Below are 19,881 nucleotides of genomic sequence, written 5' to 3'. Positions count from 1 at the left end.
GAATTCACTGTCGGCGAAGGTAAGTTGATGACTCATGATGAACCCTGTTCCATGGCTCCAGATGACAAACATGATCTCATATCAGGGACTTGTTCGCACCTTCCTTAAATCCTTTCTTATTTTCTCTTAATATCCTTCTCACTCTTCTGAAATAACTATTAATTTTAGGAGCCCTAATTCAAATTAGATATACTCGCTTTAAGAAAACTCTTATATTACAAAAATAATCATTGCGGACATTTTTGTGGCATGGATGAATAGCGCCGAAATAAAAATTAGAATAATTTCATTAGTAAATTATGCCGTTGCTATCTTATTGTTTTCGCTTTTTTCAGCGAGGGTGAGTGCTGCACCTTTATCGCCAGCCGATCGCGATTCCATTCAACAGCAACAGCAGCAGCTTTTATTACAGAACCAGCAACAGCGTGAGGAGCTGGAGCGGAGTATTCCTCGCCCCGCGCCCGCCAGACCGCTGCCGGTTACCGGCTCCGGACCCTGTTTCACCATTCATACCATTACCCTTTCCGGTGCGACCTTAATCTCCCCGAAAACCCGGCAGACCCTTGTCGCGCCGTGGCAGGGCCGCTGTCTGGATATGGCGAAAATAACGGAGCTTCTCGCCCATATTTCTGACTGGTATATCAGCCGGGGATATATCACCAGCCGCGCTTTTCTTACCGAGCAGGATCTCTCCGGCGGCCAGCTGAATATTGTTGTGCTGGAAGGCAGACTGGAAGCGATCCGTCTGGAAGGCGAAACGCCGCGTATGCTGAAAATGGCGTTTCCGGGGCGGGTGGGCGGCATCCTTAATTTACGCGACATCGAACAGGGCATGGAGCAAATTAACCGTTTGCGCGCCGAGCCGGTTCAGATTGAAATTCTTCCGGGAACGCAGGCCGGATATTCCATTGTTAATCTTACGGCAAAGCCGGAATTTCCCTTAAGTGCATCGGTAAGCCTGGATAATAGCGGGCAGAAGAGTACCGGCGAAGATCAGCTGAGCGGCGTGCTCACCGCGAATAATATGCTGGGGCTGGCGGATAAATGGTTTGTCAGCGGCGGGCGCAGCAGCGATTTTGCCAGCGCGTACGATGCGCAGAATTTCCAGGCGGGCGTCAGCGTGCCGTTTGGCTACGGATTACTGGACTACAGCTACGCCTGGAGTAACTACCGGACCACCATCAGTAACCAGGGATTCAACTGGCTCTCCACGGGCGATACCAAAACCCACCGCCTTAACGCGTCCTGGGTGGTCTTCCGCAACGGGGAGGTGAAAACCGGCATTGCGGCAGGCGTGGTTCAGCGATCCAGCCGCAACTGGCTCAACGACGCGCCGCTTCAGAGCAGCACGCGCAACCTCTCCAGCCTGATTCTGGGCATTACGCACACGCAAAAAATGCTGGGCGGCGTGGCGACCTTCAACCCGACCTGGAGCCACGGCATGCCGTGGTTCAATGCCGAAACCGACGAAGATAAGTCCGGGGATATGCCGCGCGCGGAATTCCGTAAATGGAGTCTGAACGCCAGCTTCCAGCGGCCGATTACCCGTAATGCCTGGTGGCTGACCAGCGCCTACGGCCAGTGGTCGCCCGATCGGCTGTACGGTTCCGAGCGCCTGACGCTCGGCGGCGAAAGCTCCGTGCGCGGTTTTAAAGAGCAGTACCTGTCCGGGGACAACGGCGGCTACTGGCGTAACGAGCTGGGATATTCCCTCTTCACCCTTCCGGTGATTGGCGCGGTGAGCGCAACGGTCGCCGTTGACGGCGGCTGGCTGGAAAAAGACCGTCAGGACCGCTTTGCCTCCGGCACGTTGTGGGGCGCTTCGGTGGGACTGAACAGCGCAGGGCGCGGGTACAGCAGCCAGATTTCGGTCGGTACGCCCCTGCACTACCCCGACTGGCTCGGCCCGGATCATGTGAGCGTTAACTGGCGCATTGCCTTCATGCTTTAAGAGACTCTACGACTATGGATACCCGTCACCCACCCGTTCGTTTCTCGCAGCGTCTGATCAGCTGGATTGTCTGCGGCCTGATGGTCTGGCAGCCGATGGCACCTGCCGTCGCGGCGGCGCTTACGCCGACCGGGCAGACCACGGTCGATCGGGCGGGGAACGGGGTGCCGGTCGTCAACATCGCCACGCCTAACGGGGCGGGTATCTCGCATAACCAGTTCGGTGAGTATAACGTCGGCAAAGAGGGGCTTATCCTCAACAACGGCACGGACCGTTTAACCCAGACCCAGCTGGGCGGGCTTATCCAGAACAACCCCAACCTGCAGGCCGGGCGGGAAGCGAAAGGCATTATCAACGAAGTCACGGGCGCCAGCCGCTCGCAGCTGCAGGGCTATACGGAAGTCGCCGGTAAAGCAGCAAACGTTATGGTGGCCAACCCGTACGGCATTACCTGTAACGGGTGCGGATTTATCAACACCCCGAACGTCACCCTGACCACGGGGAAACCGCAGTTCGACGCCAGCGGTAACCTGCAGGCGCTGGAGGTGACGAAAGGCGCCATCACGGTTGAAGGCCAGGGGCTGGATGCCAGCAAGAGCGACGCGCTGTCGATTATTGCGCGCGCAACGGAAGTGAACGCCGCGATTCATGCGAACGACCTGAAGGTGACGGCAGGAGCGAACCGCGTGGGCGCAGACGGCAGCGTCAGGCCGATTGCCGGTGAGGGTGCCGCGCCCGTGGTGGCCGTGGATACCGGCGCGCTCGGCGGGATGTATGCGAACCGTATCCGCCTGGTCTCCAGCGAGACGGGCGTGGGGGTGAACCTCGGCAACCTCACCGCGCGCCAGGGCGACATTCAGCTGGACGCGGGCGGGAAACTGACGGTCACGAACAGCCTGGCCAGCGGATCGATTACCGCGAACGGCGCGGGAGTGGCCCTCAACGGCAGCCATCAGGCCGGTGGCGCGCTGAATGTGGCCAGCTCGCAGGATGTGGAACTCAATAACAGCACGCTCGCCAGCCAGGGCGATATGCGCCTTTCCGCTGCGGGGAAAGTGCAGACGACGGGCGGCGGGACAAACAGCGCGGGCGCGCTGTCGGTGAGCAGCGGGCAGGGGATGACGCTCAGCAATACCTCCCTGGTCTCCCGCGGCGCGGCGACGCTGGACAGTAAAGCTACCCTGACCGTCAACGGCGGCGGCGTGTCGGCTCAGGGCGGGGCGCTAACCGTCACGAGCAAACAGGGAATGGCGCTTGCGGATGCGACGCTGACGGGTCAGGCCGACACCACGCTGTCCACCGACGGCAGCCTGACGCAGCGCGGCGGCAGCGTCACCAGCAAAGGCGCGCTCAGCGTGGCGGCCGGGAAAGATATCACGTTGGCGAATACCCGCAGCGGTAGCGATACCCGCGCGACCCTCAGCAGCGGCGGCACGCTGTCATCCACGGCCAGCGCGGTCTCGGCAGGAGAGAATCTGGCCCTGAGCGGCGGACAGCTGGTGATGGACGGCCAGAGCCGGGCCGATGCCACGGGCGATGTCCGCCTGACGGGCAGCGCCGTCAGTAATCAGGGGCAGGTGAATGCGGGGCGCGACATTGCCCTCTCCGGCGACAGGGTATCCACCAGCGGCCAGCTGGCGGCGAAAGGCCACCTTGACGTGAACGCAGGAGTGCTGACAAACGGCGGCACGGTGCAGGGTAACGACGTCACCCTGAAGGGGCAGACGGTCACTAACAGCGGTACCCTGCAGAGCGCAGGCAACCTGGCGCTGAGCGTTGATACCCTGGAGCAGCGGGGCACGCTGAGCGCGAAAGGCAATGCGAACGTCACGGCGCAGCAGACCCTGCGTAACAGCGGCAGCCTGCTGGCTGACGGCGCGATGAGCGTGACGGCAGACACGCTTGAACAGAACGGCACCCTGTCCGGCGCGACAGCGCTGACGGCGCAGGCCGGCACCCTGACCAGCGGTCAGGCGTCCCGCACCACCAGCCAGGGCAATGTACAGATTTCCGCGACCCGCAGCGCCAGCCTGAACGGGCAGACGGACGCGGCGGGGGCCTTAACCGTCAGCACCGGCGACCTGACCACCGGCCGGGATGCGCATCTGCAGAGCGGGCAGGGGCTTACCCTGCAGGCGCAGAATGCCGCGCTGAACGGCACGCAGGCGGCGAAGGGTGCTCTGTCGGTGACGGCGGGCACGATTGCGCACGCCGGGAAATCCACCGGTAACGCGCTGAGTTTTAACGCAACCGGCGACCTGACCAGCGGCGGAGAGCTTACCGCCAGCGCCATCGCGCTCAGCGGACAGAACATCCTCCAGTCCGGCGTCGCAAAAGCGGATCGCATGACCCTGACGGCTCCTGACCGCATCACCAGCAGCGGTACGCTGGTTGCCGGTACGCTGGCGCTGGACGCTGCCTCGGTGGAGAACAGCGGACTGCTGCAGGGGACCACCCTGCTCGGCCTGAAGACCGGGTCACTCACAAACCTCGCGGGCGGATCGGTCTACAGCACGAAGGATTTAACGCTGAACGTTCCGGTGCTGTCTAACAGCGGGCTTATCACCACTGACGGCACATTGCGCCTCCGGGGCGACACGCTGACAAACCAGGGTGAAATCAACGGCGTCAGCCTGAGCAGCGACTACCTCAGCCTGACCAACACCGATACCGGACGCCTGCTGGCGGACGATCGGCTCACCCTGAACGGCACTGCGTTTGCTAACGCGGGCAATATTGCGGCCAGCGACCTGCACATCACGGCGGACAGCCTGCAAAACCAGGGCTCCGTCGAGGGGGACTCGGCGCTGACGCTCGGCGTGGCAGACCTCACTAACCGTGGCGCGCTGCGCAGCAGCGGAACGCTGACGCTCGGCGGCGACACGCTGGCCAACAGCGGCGAGCTCAGCGCCACCGCGCTGCTGCTGAACCTGACCCGACAGGCCAGCAACGATGCCGACGGGCGGGTGATTGCCCGGAACGGCCTGACGCTGACCACCGCCAGCCTGACGAACAGCGGGCTGATGGCCGGTACCGACGCGCAGTTTAACAGCGCGTCGATGACCAACGGCGGCACGCTGCAGGGGACACACTCCCTCACGGCGACCGGGGCACAGCTCAGCAACCAGCAGGCGGGCATGCTGCTCTCCGGCGGCGCGCTCGACCTGCACCACACCACCCTGAACAACGCCGGGCTGCTGCAGGGCAACACCCTGAACCTCGCCACCGGTGAGTGGATGAACGCCGGCAACGCGCTGGGGGAAGCGGGCGTGACGGCGGCGGTGACCGGCACGCTGACCAACAGCGGTAAGGTGCTCAGCCAGCAGGCGCTGGACGTCCAGGCCGACAGGACCGATAACCGGGGCCAGCTGCTGGCGAAAGTGCTGACCCTGCGGGGCGACCTGCAGAACAGCGGCCTGCTTCAGGGCAGCAGCACGCTGGCCTGGTCCGGGAACACCTTCACGAACCAGCCTCAGGGGCAGGTGACGGGCGGCGAGACCCTGACGCTGAGCGGACAAACCCTCAGCAACGCGGGCAGCCTTCAGGGGCGCAGCGCGACGCTTGACGCCAGGAGCCTGAATAACAAGGGCAGCGTTCAGACGCTGGATGCCCTGACCCTTTCCACGACCGGCAGGCTAGATAACACGGGCGCCCTGCTCAGCCAGAATCTCTTCACGCTGACGGCGGCGCAGCTGTTCAACGACGGCCAGCTGGCCGGGAAAGCCCTCACGGTGAAGGCTGCGCAGCTGAACAACACCGGGATCCTTCAGGGCAACGACACGCTGGCGCTGACCACCCGCGCGCTGAGCAACGGCGCCACCGGGCAGCTGGTGAGCGGCAGTCCTCTGGACTTATCCCTCGACACGCTCGATAACGCCGGCCTGCTGCTGGTGAAGGGCGGGTTCACCCTGCGGGGCAGCGACCTGACGAACCGGGGCGATATTCAGGCGCAGAGCCTGGATTTGGGCATGAGCAATGCCCTGACCAACACGGGGAACATCATTGCTACCGACGATGCCGTGCTTAACGCGACGACGCTGACCAGCAGCGGCACGGTGGCGGGCAAAACGCTGACAGCAGGCGGTACTGAGCTGCGCAACAGCGGCCTGATGCAGGGCAGCAACGCGGTTAACGCCACCGCCGACCGCTTTATCAACGAGCTGAACGGTAAATGGCTCTCCGGCGGCGGCTTCACGCTGGCGGGCGGACAGCTGACGAACGCCGGTACGCTGCAGGGCGCCACGCTGGGCATGACCGGCACCACCCTCACCAACAGCGGCACGGTGAACGGGCAGACGGGACTCAGCGGCACGCTCAGCGGGGCGTTAACGAATACCGGGCTGCTGCAGAGCGGCGGCGCGACCGCCTTCACCGCGGATACCCTGGCGAACCCGGGGCGCATCACGGGCGGTACGCTGTCCCTCACCGCCCGCGATATGAACAACGGCGGGCTGATGCAGGGAACGAACGGCCTGGCGCTCACCGGCACCACGCTGACCACGGGCGCGACCTCGCGCACCCTCTCCGGCGGCATGCTGACGCTGGATGCAGGCCAGCTGACCACGCAGGGCACGCTGCAGGGGAACGGCGCGGACATCCGCGCCAGCGACTGGACGCACGGCGGGTCTCTGCTCAGCCAGGGACCGCTGACGGCCACGACCGGCGGCACGCTGACCTCAACCGGCTCGCTGATGAGCCAGGGCCGGGCGGATATCACCGCACAGACGCTGGATAACCGCGGGCAGCTCCTCAGCGAGGGCGATGTGACGCTCGGCGGCAGCACGCTTAAAAACAGCGGCACCGTGCAGGGGAACACCCTCGCGCTGCATCAGAACAGCATTAACAACCAGGGCACCTTAACCGGTCTGCAGAGCCTGACCGTTCAGGGGCAGCAGCGGCTGATGGCACGCATGGCGATGGCCGCGCCGCAGCAGGAGCTGATCAACGGCGCAGGCGGCAAGCTTCTTACCCAGGGCGCGCTGACGATTGCGTCCGGGGCAGTGACCAACGCCGGCAGCTGGCAGGCACAGAACATCCTGCTTAACGCCCGGTCGCTCACCAACAGCGGCGCGGTGCAGAGCGCCGGTGCGCTGCAGATGACGCTGGCCGACACGCTCACCGGAACCGCAGGCAGCAGGATCACCGCGCTGGGTGCGGCGACGCTGCAGGCCGCGACGCTGGCGAACCAGGGCCAGTGGGCGGCGAAAAACCTGACGCTGACGGGCGGCGCGCTCAGCAACAGCGGCGCCATCAGCGGCGTGAATGGCCTGACCCTCAGCCAGACCGGCGCGGTCAGCCAGCAGTCTGGCGGCACCCTGCTGTCCGGCGGGGCGCTGAACGTCACGGCGGCCTCCGTCACCAGCGACGGCAAAATGCAGGGGGGCACGCTCGGCATCACCACCGGGGCGCTCACCAACAACGGACGTCTGCAGGGCGATAACGGCGCGACGCTGGCCCTCAGCGGGACGCTGACCAACAACAGCGGAGGCGAAATCGTCAGCCGCGATGCGCTGACGCTGACCACGCCCGCGTTGTTTAACTACGGCCTGATCCAGGGCGGCGGCGAGACGCGCGTGACCGCCTCCTCGCAGGCGCGTAACGACGGCAGGCTGCTCTCCGGCGCGCGCCTGACGCTCGGCACGCCGCAGTTCACCGGCACCGGCTGGCTGCAGGCCACCGACCTGATACTCAATGCGGCAAACGCCACCAACGGCGGCACGTGGGTGGCCGATCGCGCCACCCTGACCGGCACCAATTTCGCCAGCCAGGGCACCACCCAGGCGGGACAGCTGACGGTTAACTACAGCCAGCTGAACAACAGCGGCACGCTGCTCGGCAACACGCAGCTGAATATTGGCGCGGACCAGGTAACCCAGAGCGCGGGCGGCAAGCTGCTGAGCGGCGGCAACCTGTGGCTGCAGAGCCGGGGGCTGGACCTTACCGGCCAGCTGGTGTCCCTGGGGGACTTAACGCTGCAGTTGACGAACGCGTTTACCAGCAGAACCGCCGTGGCGGCAGGCAGAACCCTCACCATCAACAGCGGCGGCGACATTGATAACCGCAGCGTGCTGCAGGGGCAGGCGGTCAACCTGAACGCGGGCGGGCAGCTCAGCAACAACGGACAAATCACCACCGGCGGCGGCGCGAGTACGCTCTCCGGAAGCAGCGTGGCGCTGAACGCCGCGGGCTCGGTGCAGGGCGGAGGTGACATCACCGTGGCCAGCCGGAGCAACATTACCGTGGACGGCTTCACCGGCACGCGCGGCTCGCTGACCCTGAGCGCGCCGGGCGCCATCGTCAACACCGCGCTGCTGTACGCGGCGAATAACCTGGCGCTGTTTGCCGACAGCATCACCAACCAGCGCGGCGACATCATGGCGGGAAACAACCTGTGGATGCAGCGGGATGCGGCAGGGAATGCGAACAGCCAGGTGGTGAACACGTCTGGGAATATTGAGACGCAGGGTGGAAGTCTTAATATTAAAACCATCAACTTACGAAATGAACGGGAAGGGCTTAAAGCTTCAACTCAGAGTCAGGTACAACCAGTTGATGACTGGATGACAGGTGAGTCAACAATAGATGTGCCTGTTACGGCTCTGCCAAATGGAAGTTATGGTTTTTATTCGCGAGAAGTCATTACTGGTCCGGGTGCTGGTAACTGTGGAGCTAATAGTGCATGTAATATCCATCGCTCCACATACTATTATCTGGCTCCTTTTAAAAATACAGTCAGGCAGCGTTTTTCCGGAAGATACAGCACAACTGTTATCACAGGGGGCGATTCTCCATCAGGGCGTATCTCTTCAGGTAGTGACCTGACTATTCAGGCTTCCAGACTTGATAATAATGCCAGCAATATATTGGCAAACGGTGATATTCACCTGTCTGGAAATCAATTAAATAACCAGAGCTGGCAGGCAGGTAGTGAGGTTGATTACCTGATTTATGAATATAAACCGTTATCTGCGTCTGTTGGTTACGCAACAAGTAAGTTAGGCGTGGCTGGTAGTAAGAATATCAAATTCCAGAATGATACTATTGAGTACAATCTGGTTGGGCATGAAACAGAATTCCAACCGGGTGAACTCTACCGCGCCGTCATCCAGGCGGGCGGTAACGTCACCGCAAACTTCACCAGTAACATCAGCAACACCAATACCACTGCGAACGCGGGCGGCGTCAGCAACGTTATCTCCACGCCGTCGCTGAACACCCTCAGCAACCAGAGCGTCGGCAGCGGCGTACAAAAACAGGGGCTGAACACGACCGGCACCGTGGCGGTGAACTCGCCGCAGTGGAACGATCAGCTCCAGGGTGCGCTGCAGCAGCTTAACGGCGGCGGCGCGCTGGAAAACGGCGGCGCGTCCGGCACGTCTCTCAGCAACATTGGCACCACGCAGAAAGGCAACGCGAACCTCGGCCAGCTGGGCGCACTGGCGAACGCCGGGGTCACCACCGCCGATCTCAGAACCGCTCAGGGCGGCGCCGTCGGGCATTACCAGGGCCAGCGCGTCGATACCAGCGCTTACCCGCTTCCGTCGGGCAACAACGGCTATTTTGTCTTCTCCGACAACCCGAAAAGCCCGTACCTGATCAGCATCAACCCGAAACTGAACGGTCTCGGACAGCTTGATCCCGCCCTGTTTGCCGACCTGAACGCAATGCTCGGGGTCAAACCGTCGTCCACGGCACCGCAGGAGACGCGGCTGGCGTTTACCGACGAGAAGCAGTTCCTCGGCTCGTCCTATATGCTCGGCCGCCTCAACCTGAACCCGGATTACGACTACCGCTTCCTCGGCGATGCAGCGTTCGATACCCGCTATGTCTCCAACGTGGTGCTCAACCAGACCGGTAACCGCTACCTGAACGGCATCGGCTCCGATCTGGATCAGATGCGCTATCTGATGGACAACGCCGCGGCGGCGCAGCAGTCGCTGGGCCTGCAGTTTGGCGTCTCGCTGACCGCCGATCAGATTGCCGCGCTCGACCACAGCCTGCTGTGGTGGGAGAAAGCCACCGTTAACGGCGAAACCGTGATGGTACCGAAACTCTACCTGTCGCCGAAGGACGTCACCGTCAATAACGGCAGCGTAATCGCGGGCAACAACGTCACCCTGAAGGGCGGCGACATCACCAACAGCGGCAGCTCGCTGCTGGCGAAAAACAGCCTGACGCTCGACAGCCAGAACAGCATCAGCAACCTCAACAACGGCCTGATGAAAGCGGGCGGCGACCTCAACCTGAGCGCCATCGGCGATATCAATAACATCAGCTCCACCATCAGCGGCAAAACGGTCGCGCTGGAGAGCCTGGACGGCAGCATCAACAACCTGACCCAGGTTGAGCAGATTGATATCAACGCCGGAGGGAAGTACGGCAAGATCGGCCTGAAAGACACCCTGCTGGGCAACACGGCGTCGATTACCGCGCAGGATGGCCTGTCGCTTGAGGCGGGGAAAAACATTACCGTCACCGGGGCGAACCTGGCCTCCGGCGGCGATATGCTGCTGAACGCGTGGGGCGATATTGCCGTCAACGCGAATCAGATCAACGACGCATTCAGCTCCAGCCGGGCGAAAACCAGCCGTTCGTCCGTCACGTATCAGGGCAGTAACGTCACCGCGGGCGGCAACCTGCTGGTGAACGCCGGGCACAACCTTGACGTGACCGCCAGCGACGTGAAGGCGGGCGGCAGCGCGGGGCTGAGCGCGGGCAACGATCTCAATCTGAACGCGGCACAGACCAGCGAAAGCAGCCGTAAAGGTAAAAGCGAGTCCCACAGCACCGGGCTCGACCGCACCACGATTTCCGCAGGCGATAACCTGGTCCTGAAGGCCGGGCAGGATATCAACGCGCAGGCCGCCGCGCTGGCGGCGGAGAAAAGCGTCGGGCTGCAGGCGGGTCGCGACGTGAATCTGGCTGCGGAAGAGACCACGCAGGGCGATAGCTATAAGTCAGGCAAGAAAACCGTCATCAACGAATCGGTACGCCAGCAGGGAACCGAGATCGCCAGCGGGGCGAATACCCAGATCCTCGCGGGGCGCGATGTCACCGCCGAAGCCGCGCAGGTAACGGCGAAGGGCGATATCGGCGTGGCGGCAGGCCGCGACGTCAATCTCAATACCGCAACCGAAAGCGATTATCACTACAAAGAGCAGACCAAAACCAAAAAAGGGTTCCTGAGCAAGAAAACCACCCACACCATCGAGGAGAACAGCGCGACGCGTGAATCCGGCTCATTGCTGAGTGGCGATAACGTGCAGGTCGTTGCGGGCAACAACCTGCTGGTGAACGGATCCGCCGTGGCGGGCGACGGCGACGTGAAGCTTAAGGCGGGCAACAACGTCGATATCGTGGCGGCGACGAACAGCGACACCTCCTGGCGCTTTAAGGAAGAGAAAAAATCCGGCCTGATGGGCTCGGGCGGGATTGGCTTCACCATCGGCAGCAGCAAAAGCACGCACGATCTCCGTGAGAAAGGCACTACCCAGAGTCAGAGCTTCAGTACGGTGGGCTCGACGGGGGGGAGCGTTGATATTGCCGCCGGTAATCAGCTGCGTGTCGGCGGCGCGGACCTGGTGGCTGGCAAAAATATGGCGCTCACTGGCGACAGCGTGACGATCGAGCCGGGTCATGACAAACGCGCCCGCGATGAGAAGTTTGAACAAAAATCCAGTGGCCTTACGGTGGCTCTGTCTGGCGTAGTGGGTGGCGCAATCAACAGCGCTGTTACCACTGCACAGGAGGCGTCTAAAGAAAGTGATGGACGTCTGGCTGCCCTGCAGGCAACGAAAGCGACACTCTCGGGCGTACAGGCGGCACAGGGAGCGGTTGTTGCCCAGCAGACTGGCGATCCGGCGAACGGATTTGGTGTCAGCCTCTCTCTGACTAGCCAGAAATCGAAATCTCAGCAGCATGCCGATAGCGACACGGTAGCGGGCAGCACAATCAATGCCGGAAACGATCTTTCTATTACCGCCACGGGCAAAGGTAAGAGTACGAATAGCGGCGATATCCTGATCGGCGGTAGCCAGCTGAAAGCGGGCGGTGACGCCACGCTGAATGCTGAAAACGACATCCTGCTGACGGGAGCGGCCAACACGCAGAAAACCACCGGCAAAAACAGCAGCAGCGGTGGTGGTGTGGGCGTAAGTATTGGGGGCGGCAGCGGCGGGATGGGGATCAGTGTTTTCGCCAATGTGAATGCGTCTAAAGGTAATGAAAAAGGTAACGGCACCGCCTGGACCGAAACCACGCTGGACAGCGGCGGCACGGTCTCCATGACCAGCGGTAGAGATGCCATTCTGAACGGGGCGCAGGTCAACGGTGAGAAGATTGTCGCTGATATTGGCCGCGATCTTTTGATGAGTAGTCAGCAGGACAATAATGATTACAAATCTAAGCAGACCAGCGTAGCGGCGGGCGGCAGCTTCACGTTCGGAAGTATGACTGGCTCCGGTTACATCAGTGCCAGTCAGGATAAGATGAAGAGCACGTACGACTCCGTTCAAGAGCAGACGGGGTTGTTTGCCGGTAATGGTGGATTTGACGTCACGGTTGGCCGTCACACGCAACTGGATGGCGCGGTTATTGCCTCCACGGCGACGGCTGACAAAAATTCGTTAGACACGGGAACGCTGGGCTTTAGCGACCTTCACAACGAGGCGGATTATAAGGTCAGCCAAACGGGTGTGAGCCTGAGTGGGAGTGGCAGTTTTGGCGATACCTTTAAAGGCAAAATGCCGGGCGGCATGATTTCAGGCGCAAGCCACAGCGGCCATGCGGAAGGTACCACCCAAGCGGCGGTGGCAGACGGCACCATTATCGTTCGCGATCGGGATAATCAGAAGCAGGATGTGGCAAACCTGAGCCGCGATACCGAACATGCCAACGATAGCATCAGCCCAATCTTCGACAAGGAGAAAGAGCAAAATCGCCTGAAAGCGGTCGGGCTTATCAGTGATATCGGCAGCCAGGCTGCGGATATCGCGCGGACGCAGGGAGAGATAGCGGCACGGAATGCCATGACCGATCCAGAGGCGCTGAAGGCGGCCAAAGAGAAGCTGAAATCGGAAGGTAATGCTAACCCAAGTGATAAGCAAATCGTGAATCAGGCTGGCCAGACGGCAATGGAGAAGTACGGTACTGGCAGCGATATTCAGCGCGGTATTCAGGCGGCAACGGCGGCACTTCAGGGACTGGCGGGCGGTAATATTGCGGGTGCGTTGGCAGGCGCGTCGGCGCCTGAGCTGGCGCATCTGCTTAAATCAACCGAAGGCGATCCTACCGTCAATACCGTTGCGCACGCTATTCTGGGCGGCGCGGTGGCGGTTCTTCAGGGTAACAGCGCCGCTGCGGGAGCTGCGGGGGCGGCAACGGGCGAGCTGGCTGCGCATGCGATAGCCAGCCTGCTCTATCCGGAGGTGAAAGACCTGTCGAAACTGAGTGAAGATCAAAAGCAGACGATCGTTACGCTGGCTTCTGTATCGGCGGGGGTGGCTGGTGGGTTGGCGGGAGGGAGTACGGCTTCGGCGGCTGCTGGGGCGCAAGGAGGAAAGAACGCAGCTGAGAATAATGCTACCTCAAACTGGGGTGGATTAGTGCCTCCAGCAACGCAACAGGATGCTTCACTGGCTTTCGATCTCGGCGGTAAAGGTGTATCTCCCGACAAAATTAACAAGGCTATTACAGACTCTCATATTGGTCCATCAGTAGGGGATACGGCAAAAATCCATGGTGATGTAAAAGGTCAGGTGGCTGTTGGTTATGTCGGCGGGGGCTATCTGGAGGGGGTCCTTTCAGAAGATAAATTCGCAATTAATGGCGGGATAACAAAGGTGTTTGGCTGGCGCGCGGATGCGTCGGCTGGATTAACTTTCGGGCCTTATCCAATTAAGGATTTCAATCCGGCTTATGATTATTCCGGTTCCATATCCGCTGGTATTTTTTCAATTGAAGGATCTGTAGGTAAAGATGGTGTTGGTGGTGCTTTTAGAATTGGCGGAGGCATTGGTGCCAGTATCCGACAAAGTGAAAATCATAACAACCTGCCGGAGATCGATGGCGCTGGCAGTACCGAACTCGTATCTTGGCCCTTCAAAAAGGATTAATTAAATGATTTATCTTCTATTAGGAATTGCGCTTTTCGCATTTTTCATCGGAACTGTCGTGTTTGTCCGTTTTAGTAAAGTGACGGGAAGAAGCGTTCAGTCACCTCTTACCACGATGTTTTTCTTTGATGCGCTCTTTTTTGGTCTGGGTAGTAAGCGAGACATGAACATCGCGGCATGTTCATTTATCGTCTTTCTAGTCAGTATCTGGGGATTAACTTATTTAAAATTAAGCACTCATTTTTGGGGAAGTCGCGAAAGTTATTTTGGTTTTGCGATCGCCGGAATTTTATTTCTGATTATGCATTGCCGCTATTGTGCAAAAAATGTCGTTATCAAAAATGATGGCCTGGCCCCCATGAGAGAGTTGATTAATATCCGGCGATCCGGCCTTACCAGCCCCTTTATATGGTTAAGCAGGGCCGGGTATCTGGGGTTCTTTATTGGCATGCTTCACTGAAGCGAGATGCGAAAAAACAGCCTCCGTGCCCATTGAGACTACCCCAGCCTCTCCACCCGCGTCTCCCCCTCCGCCATCGAAGCTGGTAAGGCAGATCTGCGAGTAGAGGCGGGTCTCGGCGATTAAGCTCGCGAGGGCGGGCAGCATCTGCGGGGGCAGGCTGTTTTCTGGTTCGTTCAACGCGATATTCAATTGATAAACTAAAAGTGGCTGAAATATTCTATTTCTACGACCTAAAAAGAGGTTAGCACCAACAACACGGGTGAGGCGACCACTGGTCGAATAAAGAGTTTGTCATGGGGTTTCAGTATCCACAGAGCTTTCTGAATGTTATAGATGAAGACTATCTTATTGATCTGGAACCTTGGTGGTTCCTGTGCGAGTTCGAGGGATATTCTCAGCAGTGGTTTGATGAAATTAAAAAGCAATACCCGGAACGAAATTTGATACCGTTTGCAAAAAAGAGTGACTCTGACGATGTTGCTTGTTTTGACGGCCACTCTACATCAGGCGATCCTAACGTTTACTATGTTCATGCTTTTGCATCACCGGGGTGGGCGGACCATGATGCAGTAGCTAACTTTAGCGCGTGTTTTGCAGCTGCAGAGAATGAATCTGCTGTGTATAAATCAGGGCAGAGAACTTAAATTCATTAACCACACACTGCTATCGGAAAGATAAAAATTATAGCCCTGTTCGTACATTTGCAGGCCTTTCATATCAACCACTGTTTAGCCCTGTACCAGACTCAGGAAAGGTATATATTGATGATATTTTTGGTTCTCTGAGAAGGGCGTTTTCGATAATGCCGATAAAGATGATGTGAACAAAATGACAAAAAATAAACCTACTCTCGCCAGGTTATTGTTCAGCATTGCCTACCTGTTTGTTTGCTGCCTGGCGTTTTTCTCTCTGGCCCTGATTGTCGTTAAATTCATCATCAGCCATGACGATGTTTTTGACCGGTCAGATATTAAGCAGGTTGTCGTTGTAAGCGCTATTGCAGCAACCGCGGCAGGCGTCAGATCGTGGCTATATGCCTTACTCGATGAGCGCAAGATACGAAAGAAGCCCCCGGAGTAATGTCGAGTTTGGGACTGTGTTTCTTTTTGTTGGGCTTCTAAGGAAGAGAATGCGGCTTACCCCAGCCTCTCCACCCGTGTCTCCCCCTCCGTCATCGACAGCTGATACAGCGAAAACGATCGCTGCTTCTCAATCAACGTCGCCAGCTCCGGCGAGTGGCTGGTGAGCCAGATCTGCGAGTAGCGGCTGGCCTCGGCGATTAAGCTCGCCAGGGCGGGCAACATCTGTGGGTGCAGGCTGTTTTCCGGTTCGTTCAACGCGATAAACGCCGGTGGGCGCGGGCTGAGCAGCGCTACCGCCAGGCACAGAAAGCGCAGGGTGCCGTCGGAGAACTCCGCCGGTTCCAGCGGTCTGCTCAGCCCCTCGCGCTGCATCATCATGCGAAAACGTCCGCCGGTGTTGTCGCTGTAAAACACGCAGCCGGGGAAGGCCTGATCGAGGATGCGCATCAGCAGCAGCTCGTCACCAATCTCGACGATGGTCTGAAACGCGGCCGCCAGGTTGGCGCCGTCGCTGGCCAGCACCGGGGAGCGAAAACCGACCTGCGGGGCGCGCATCGCCGAGCCGATTGATACAGAAAACTCATGATAAAAGCGCCAGTTACGCAGGGACTCGCGCATCTGCGACACTTCCGGGTAAAGATGTGGTTCGCCGAGCTGTCCGAATACCGATTCGTTCTCGTACAGCGTGCCGCTGTGGGTCACCTTCTCGTGATGCACGTTGTTCAGAAACACCGCCTGGTTCTTACGCTTCATCAGCTGCGACGAGGGGCGGCGGTGCTGGCCGCTCAGCCAGAGAGATTCTTCTTTGATCACCGGATCGAGCTGAAACTGCGAGGGATAGGGCAGCTTCTCCACAAACCCGACCTGCAGCTCGTATTCGTAGCTCTCTGTTTCCACCGCGAGGTTCATCCGCCGCAGCTGGTCGCTACGGGTTTTACCTGCCCAGAACACCTTCAGAATGCCGCCCTCGTTCGCCAGCGCCTGGGAAAACTGCCCTTGCGCGGCGCTGTGCATCAGGTGTATCGCCTTGTAGATATTGGATTTTCCGGTACCGTTCGGCCCAAAGACGATATTGAGCTGCTCCAGCTCCAGCGACATCTCGCGGATGGAGCGGTAGTTTTGAATGTGCAGGGTGTGGATCACAGGCAGGCCCCTTTCGCAGAATAAGCCTGTATATAATCACAGTCTTTGAGATGAAATGCAAAAAAGAGACGACAGTGAGGATGTCGTCTAAACGGGGTACTGCTTTGGGCCTCTACGGGTCAATGGGGCCTTCGCATTTTTTTCATCACTTGACTGCCAGACGCAGACCCAAATCATCAGGATAGGGATCAAAGTAGTTTTGCGTCATCAGATACCGGTCGGGGTATTCGGCCAGGTAGTGCTTCAGCAGCGTGATCGGGGCGAGGATAGGCAACTGTCCGTTGCGATAATGCAGGATCACGTCGCGCAGTTCGCCGCGCTGGCGGGTGTTCAGCTGGTTACGAAAATACCCCTGAATATGCATCAGCACGTTGGTGTGATTCTTCCGCGAAGCGGGTTTTTTTAGGATGGTCATCAGCTTTTCCCGGTACGCCACAAAGAAGGCGTCCAGGTCTTCCCACTCGTGCAGCGAGGCAACGAACGGGCCGATTTCACGGTAACCCGCCTGATGGTGCGCCAGCAGCTGGAGTTTGTAACGGCTGTGGAAGTCCAGCAGCGCGCGGCGCGTGAGGCCATTTTTACGCAGCGTGTTCAGTTCGTGCAGGGCAAAAACACGTTCGACAAAGTTTTCCCGCAGCACCGGATCGTGCAGGCGTCCATCCTCTTCCACGGGCAGCCACGGCCAGGTTTCAAGGAGGGCGGCGGTGAACAGCCCGACCCCCTCCTTGCGGCCCCGGTTGCCGTTTTCATCATACAGGCGCACGCGTTCCATGCCGCAGCTTGGAGATTTAGCGCAGACGATAAACCCGGCGAGATCGCCGATTTTCGGCAAAAAATCTGCCGTAAAGTCCGCCATTTTCTGCGTAACGTCTTCGTGAGGCGCGTGGCTAAAGCGCATCTGCGTTTCACCGCTGGTGGTCATGATCAAACGCAGCGCAGGGCGAGGCGTCGGCAGGCCGATGGCCATTTCCGGACAGACGGGCCTGAAGTTCACCCACTGGGCCAGTTCATCCATGACGAAGCTCATACGCTTGTGTCCGCCGTCAAAGCGAACGGCGGATCCGGTCAAACATCCGCTAATACCGAGCACAGGTTTCGTTGTCATGGTGTGGTCCTCCCGTTCATATAATTAAAACTTACACAACATGACTAATTTGTCCAAGTATTCGCGGAACTATTTTTTTTATTCCTTTAGAATCAATGCGTCTTAGCTGCCCTTATAGGTCGAGTAACCGTACTGGCTCAGCAGAAGCGGGATATGCAGCTTCTCGTTGGTGCGCGTCACGGTAAACAGCACCGGGATCTCCGGGAAGAAGGAGTCCAGCTTTTTGCTGTGGAAGTACTCAGCGGTTTTGAAGGTCACTTTATACACGCCAGGCTGCATGTCCTGATCCTGCGGATAAAGCGATTTGATGCGTCCGTCATGGTCGGTTTTACCGCTGGCAATCGGGGTCCATTTGTCCTGCTGCTGCTTCTCCAGCGTAACGCTCACGTCTGATGGCGGCATCCCGGTTTGCTGGTCGAGAATGTGGACGCTCAGCGTACCGGCAGGGGCGCTAAAGGCGGCGGGGGCAAAGGCCATTGAGGCCAGGATCAGCAGAGGGGCAGTTTTTTTCATGGTGTTTTCCTGTGGAGTTATTCGTCACAGGAAAACGTTAGCATTTGCGGCGCGGGAAAATATTCAACTTTTCGTGAAGATTCCCGCAGGAGAAAATGATCAGAGGATAATCACTTCAAGCGATACCTGCTGCTGCCACTGCTCCACCTGCTTTTTCCGCCCGGCGGTGAGTTTACCGCTGGTGACCAGCAGCCATTTTCGCTCCGGGAAAATGTCCGGAGCCAGGGCGTCTGGCGGAACTGGCAGAATGTCGATGCGGTGGCCCTGCCCGGTGCGCGTTAGGGCTTCGAGCCAGATCTCGCACGGGTCGTTCAGGTGCCAGCCGCTAAGCAGAATATTATCGCCCGGCGCTTTTTTATCGCCTTCGAGGCAAAACGAGGTATAGGCGATGATGATGCCGTCGAGGATCGCGCGCAGGGTCATGGCGGCGGCCACGTTAGCCGAGACCTGGCGGCGCAGCGGGCGCAGCACGTTCGCGACCAGCTCCGGCCTTGGGTATTCGCGCCCGGCGTCGTAAATCATCTGGCGCAGGGACTCGACTTTGCCGTCCTGCAGGCGTTGCAGCATGTTCTGCTGCAGGGTTTGCCAGTTGTTGGTTCGGCCCGGCGTCGGGCGTTCCAGCAGCGGTTTGACCTGGCCGATCGGGACGCCTTTTTTTACCCAGTCGAGGATTTTGAGCGCCTGCTGGACGTCCTCATCGCTGTACTGGCGATGGCCGCCTTCCGTGCGCTGTGGCTTGAGTAAACCGTAGCGACGCTGCCACGCCCGCAGGGTGGTGGCGGTGATGCCGCTGAGTCTGGCGAATTCGCCGATGGAGTAAGCCATGTCCGTGTCCAGAGTGGAGGAATACTCTCAATATACTACGAATTTTCCCGAACGGGATGAAGCGCCGAAACGGTGCACTACACTTAACATCCAACCGTGCAAATGAAAGGAATTCTCATGAAGCTATGGCCCGTTGTGACCGGTGTTGCGATTGCTTTGACGCTGGTCGCGTGTAAATCTCCCACGCCGCCGAAAGGCGTGCAGCCTATTACCAACTTCGAAGCCAGCCGCTATCTCGGCAAATGGTACGAAGTCGCCCGTCTGGAAAACCGCTTCGAACGCGGCCTGGAGCAGGTGACGGCGACCTACGGCAAGCGCAGCGACGGCGGTATTAGCGTGCTCAACCGGGGCTACGATCCGGTGAAGAACAAGTGGAATGAGAGCGAGGGGAAAGCGTACTTTACCGGCGAGCCGACCACCGCCGCGCTGAAGGTCTCCTTCTTCGGCCCGTTCTACGGCGGCTATAACGTGATCAGACTGGACGATAAGTACCAGTATGCGCTGGTCAGCGGCCCGAACCGCGATTACCTGTGGATCCTGTCGCGCACGCCGACCATCCCGGATGCGGTGAAGCAGGATTACCTGAACACCGCGCGCAGTCTGGGCTTCCGGGTTGACCAGCTGGTGTGGGTGAAGCAATAAAAATCGTGCTTTCTTCCTGGGGCATTACTGGCTGGCCTGGATAG

At 59.2% G+C, this 19,881-nt stretch carries 10 protein-coding genes and 1 pseudogene; 6 read left to right on the top strand and 5 right to left on the bottom strand.

The genetic code is table 11. The annotated features are described in order from the left end of the window. The first annotated feature begins 253 nt into the window (after positions 1-253). The 3 genes from ACOTXI_RS18605 to ACOTXI_RS18595 are packed head-to-tail and all read left to right on the top strand — an operon-like array spanning position 254 to position 14,524. Positions 254-1,951 carry a ShlB/FhaC/HecB family hemolysin secretion/activation protein gene (locus ACOTXI_RS18605; RefSeq protein ID WP_008500124.1) on the top strand — a complete coding sequence of 566 codons (1,698 nt, stop codon included), beginning with the start codon at positions 254-256 and terminating at the stop codon, positions 1,949-1,951. 14 nt (positions 1,952-1,965) lie between these two features. Beyond that, positions 1,966-14,064 carry a contact-dependent inhibition toxin CdiA gene (gene cdiA, locus ACOTXI_RS18600; RefSeq protein ID WP_139156393.1) on the top strand — a complete coding sequence of 4,033 codons (12,099 nt, stop codon included), beginning with the start codon at positions 1,966-1,968 and terminating at the stop codon, positions 14,062-14,064. A gap of 4 nt (positions 14,065-14,068) precedes the next feature. After that, positions 14,069-14,524: a hypothetical protein gene (locus ACOTXI_RS18595; RefSeq protein WP_039267095.1), complete on the top strand. Its 456-nt coding sequence runs from the start codon at positions 14,069-14,071 to the stop codon at positions 14,522-14,524. A gap of 38 nt (positions 14,525-14,562) precedes the next feature. On the opposite strand, the pseudogene ACOTXI_RS18590 reads toward ACOTXI_RS18595, so the two are convergent. After that, positions 14,563-14,710, bottom strand: a pseudogene (locus tag ACOTXI_RS18590) (AAA family ATPase); the annotation flags it as partial. 110 nt (positions 14,711-14,820) lie between these two features. On the opposite strand from ACOTXI_RS18590, the gene ACOTXI_RS18585 reads away from it, so the two are divergent. Both ACOTXI_RS18585 and ACOTXI_RS18580 read left to right on the top strand, forming a co-directional pair. Beyond that, the gene (locus tag ACOTXI_RS18585; RefSeq protein WP_058654770.1) at positions 14,821-15,171 is read left to right on the top strand and encodes a hypothetical protein; all 351 of its coding nucleotides are present in this window, start codon (positions 14,821-14,823) and stop codon (positions 15,169-15,171) included. 184 nt (positions 15,172-15,355) lie between these two features. Beyond that, on the top strand, positions 15,356-15,607 hold the full coding sequence (locus ACOTXI_RS18580; protein WP_058654769.1) for a hypothetical protein: 252 nt from the start codon (positions 15,356-15,358) through the stop codon (positions 15,605-15,607). 56 nt (positions 15,608-15,663) lie between these two features. Here ACOTXI_RS18580 and ACOTXI_RS18575 read toward each other — a convergent pair whose 3' ends face one another. From ACOTXI_RS18575 to ACOTXI_RS18560, 4 genes are all read right to left on the bottom strand, one after another. Next, positions 15,664-16,752, bottom strand: coding sequence for an AAA family ATPase (locus ACOTXI_RS18575; RefSeq protein WP_047745852.1), 1,089 nt, complete (start codon positions 16,750-16,752; stop codon positions 15,664-15,666). A gap of 145 nt (positions 16,753-16,897) precedes the next feature. Next, positions 16,898-17,857: a YbgA family protein gene (locus ACOTXI_RS18570; protein WP_008500118.1), complete on the bottom strand. Its 960-nt coding sequence runs from the start codon at positions 17,855-17,857 to the stop codon at positions 16,898-16,900. A gap of 102 nt (positions 17,858-17,959) precedes the next feature. Then, positions 17,960-18,370, bottom strand: a complete 411-nt coding sequence (gene uraH, locus ACOTXI_RS18565) for a hydroxyisourate hydrolase (RefSeq protein WP_058654767.1) — start codon at positions 18,368-18,370, stop codon at positions 17,960-17,962. 99 nt (positions 18,371-18,469) lie between these two features. Continuing rightward, on the bottom strand, positions 18,470-19,195 hold the full coding sequence (locus tag ACOTXI_RS18560) for a MerR family transcriptional regulator (protein ID WP_008500116.1): 726 nt from the start codon (positions 19,193-19,195) through the stop codon (positions 18,470-18,472). A gap of 117 nt (positions 19,196-19,312) precedes the next feature. On the opposite strand from ACOTXI_RS18560, the gene ACOTXI_RS18555 reads away from it, so the two are divergent. Continuing rightward, positions 19,313-19,837, top strand: a complete 525-nt coding sequence (locus ACOTXI_RS18555; protein WP_008500115.1) for a lipocalin family protein — start codon at positions 19,313-19,315, stop codon at positions 19,835-19,837. Positions 19,838-19,881: the final 44 nt, after the last annotated feature.

The sequence above is a fragment of the Enterobacter cloacae complex sp. BZL2005 genome (assembly GCF_049238885.1).
GTDB lineage: Bacteria > Pseudomonadota > Gammaproteobacteria > Enterobacterales > Enterobacteriaceae > Enterobacter > Enterobacter roggenkampii.
The sequence above is the reverse complement of the archived record's forward strand: the minus strand, read 5'-3'. Positions and strand labels throughout refer to the sequence as shown.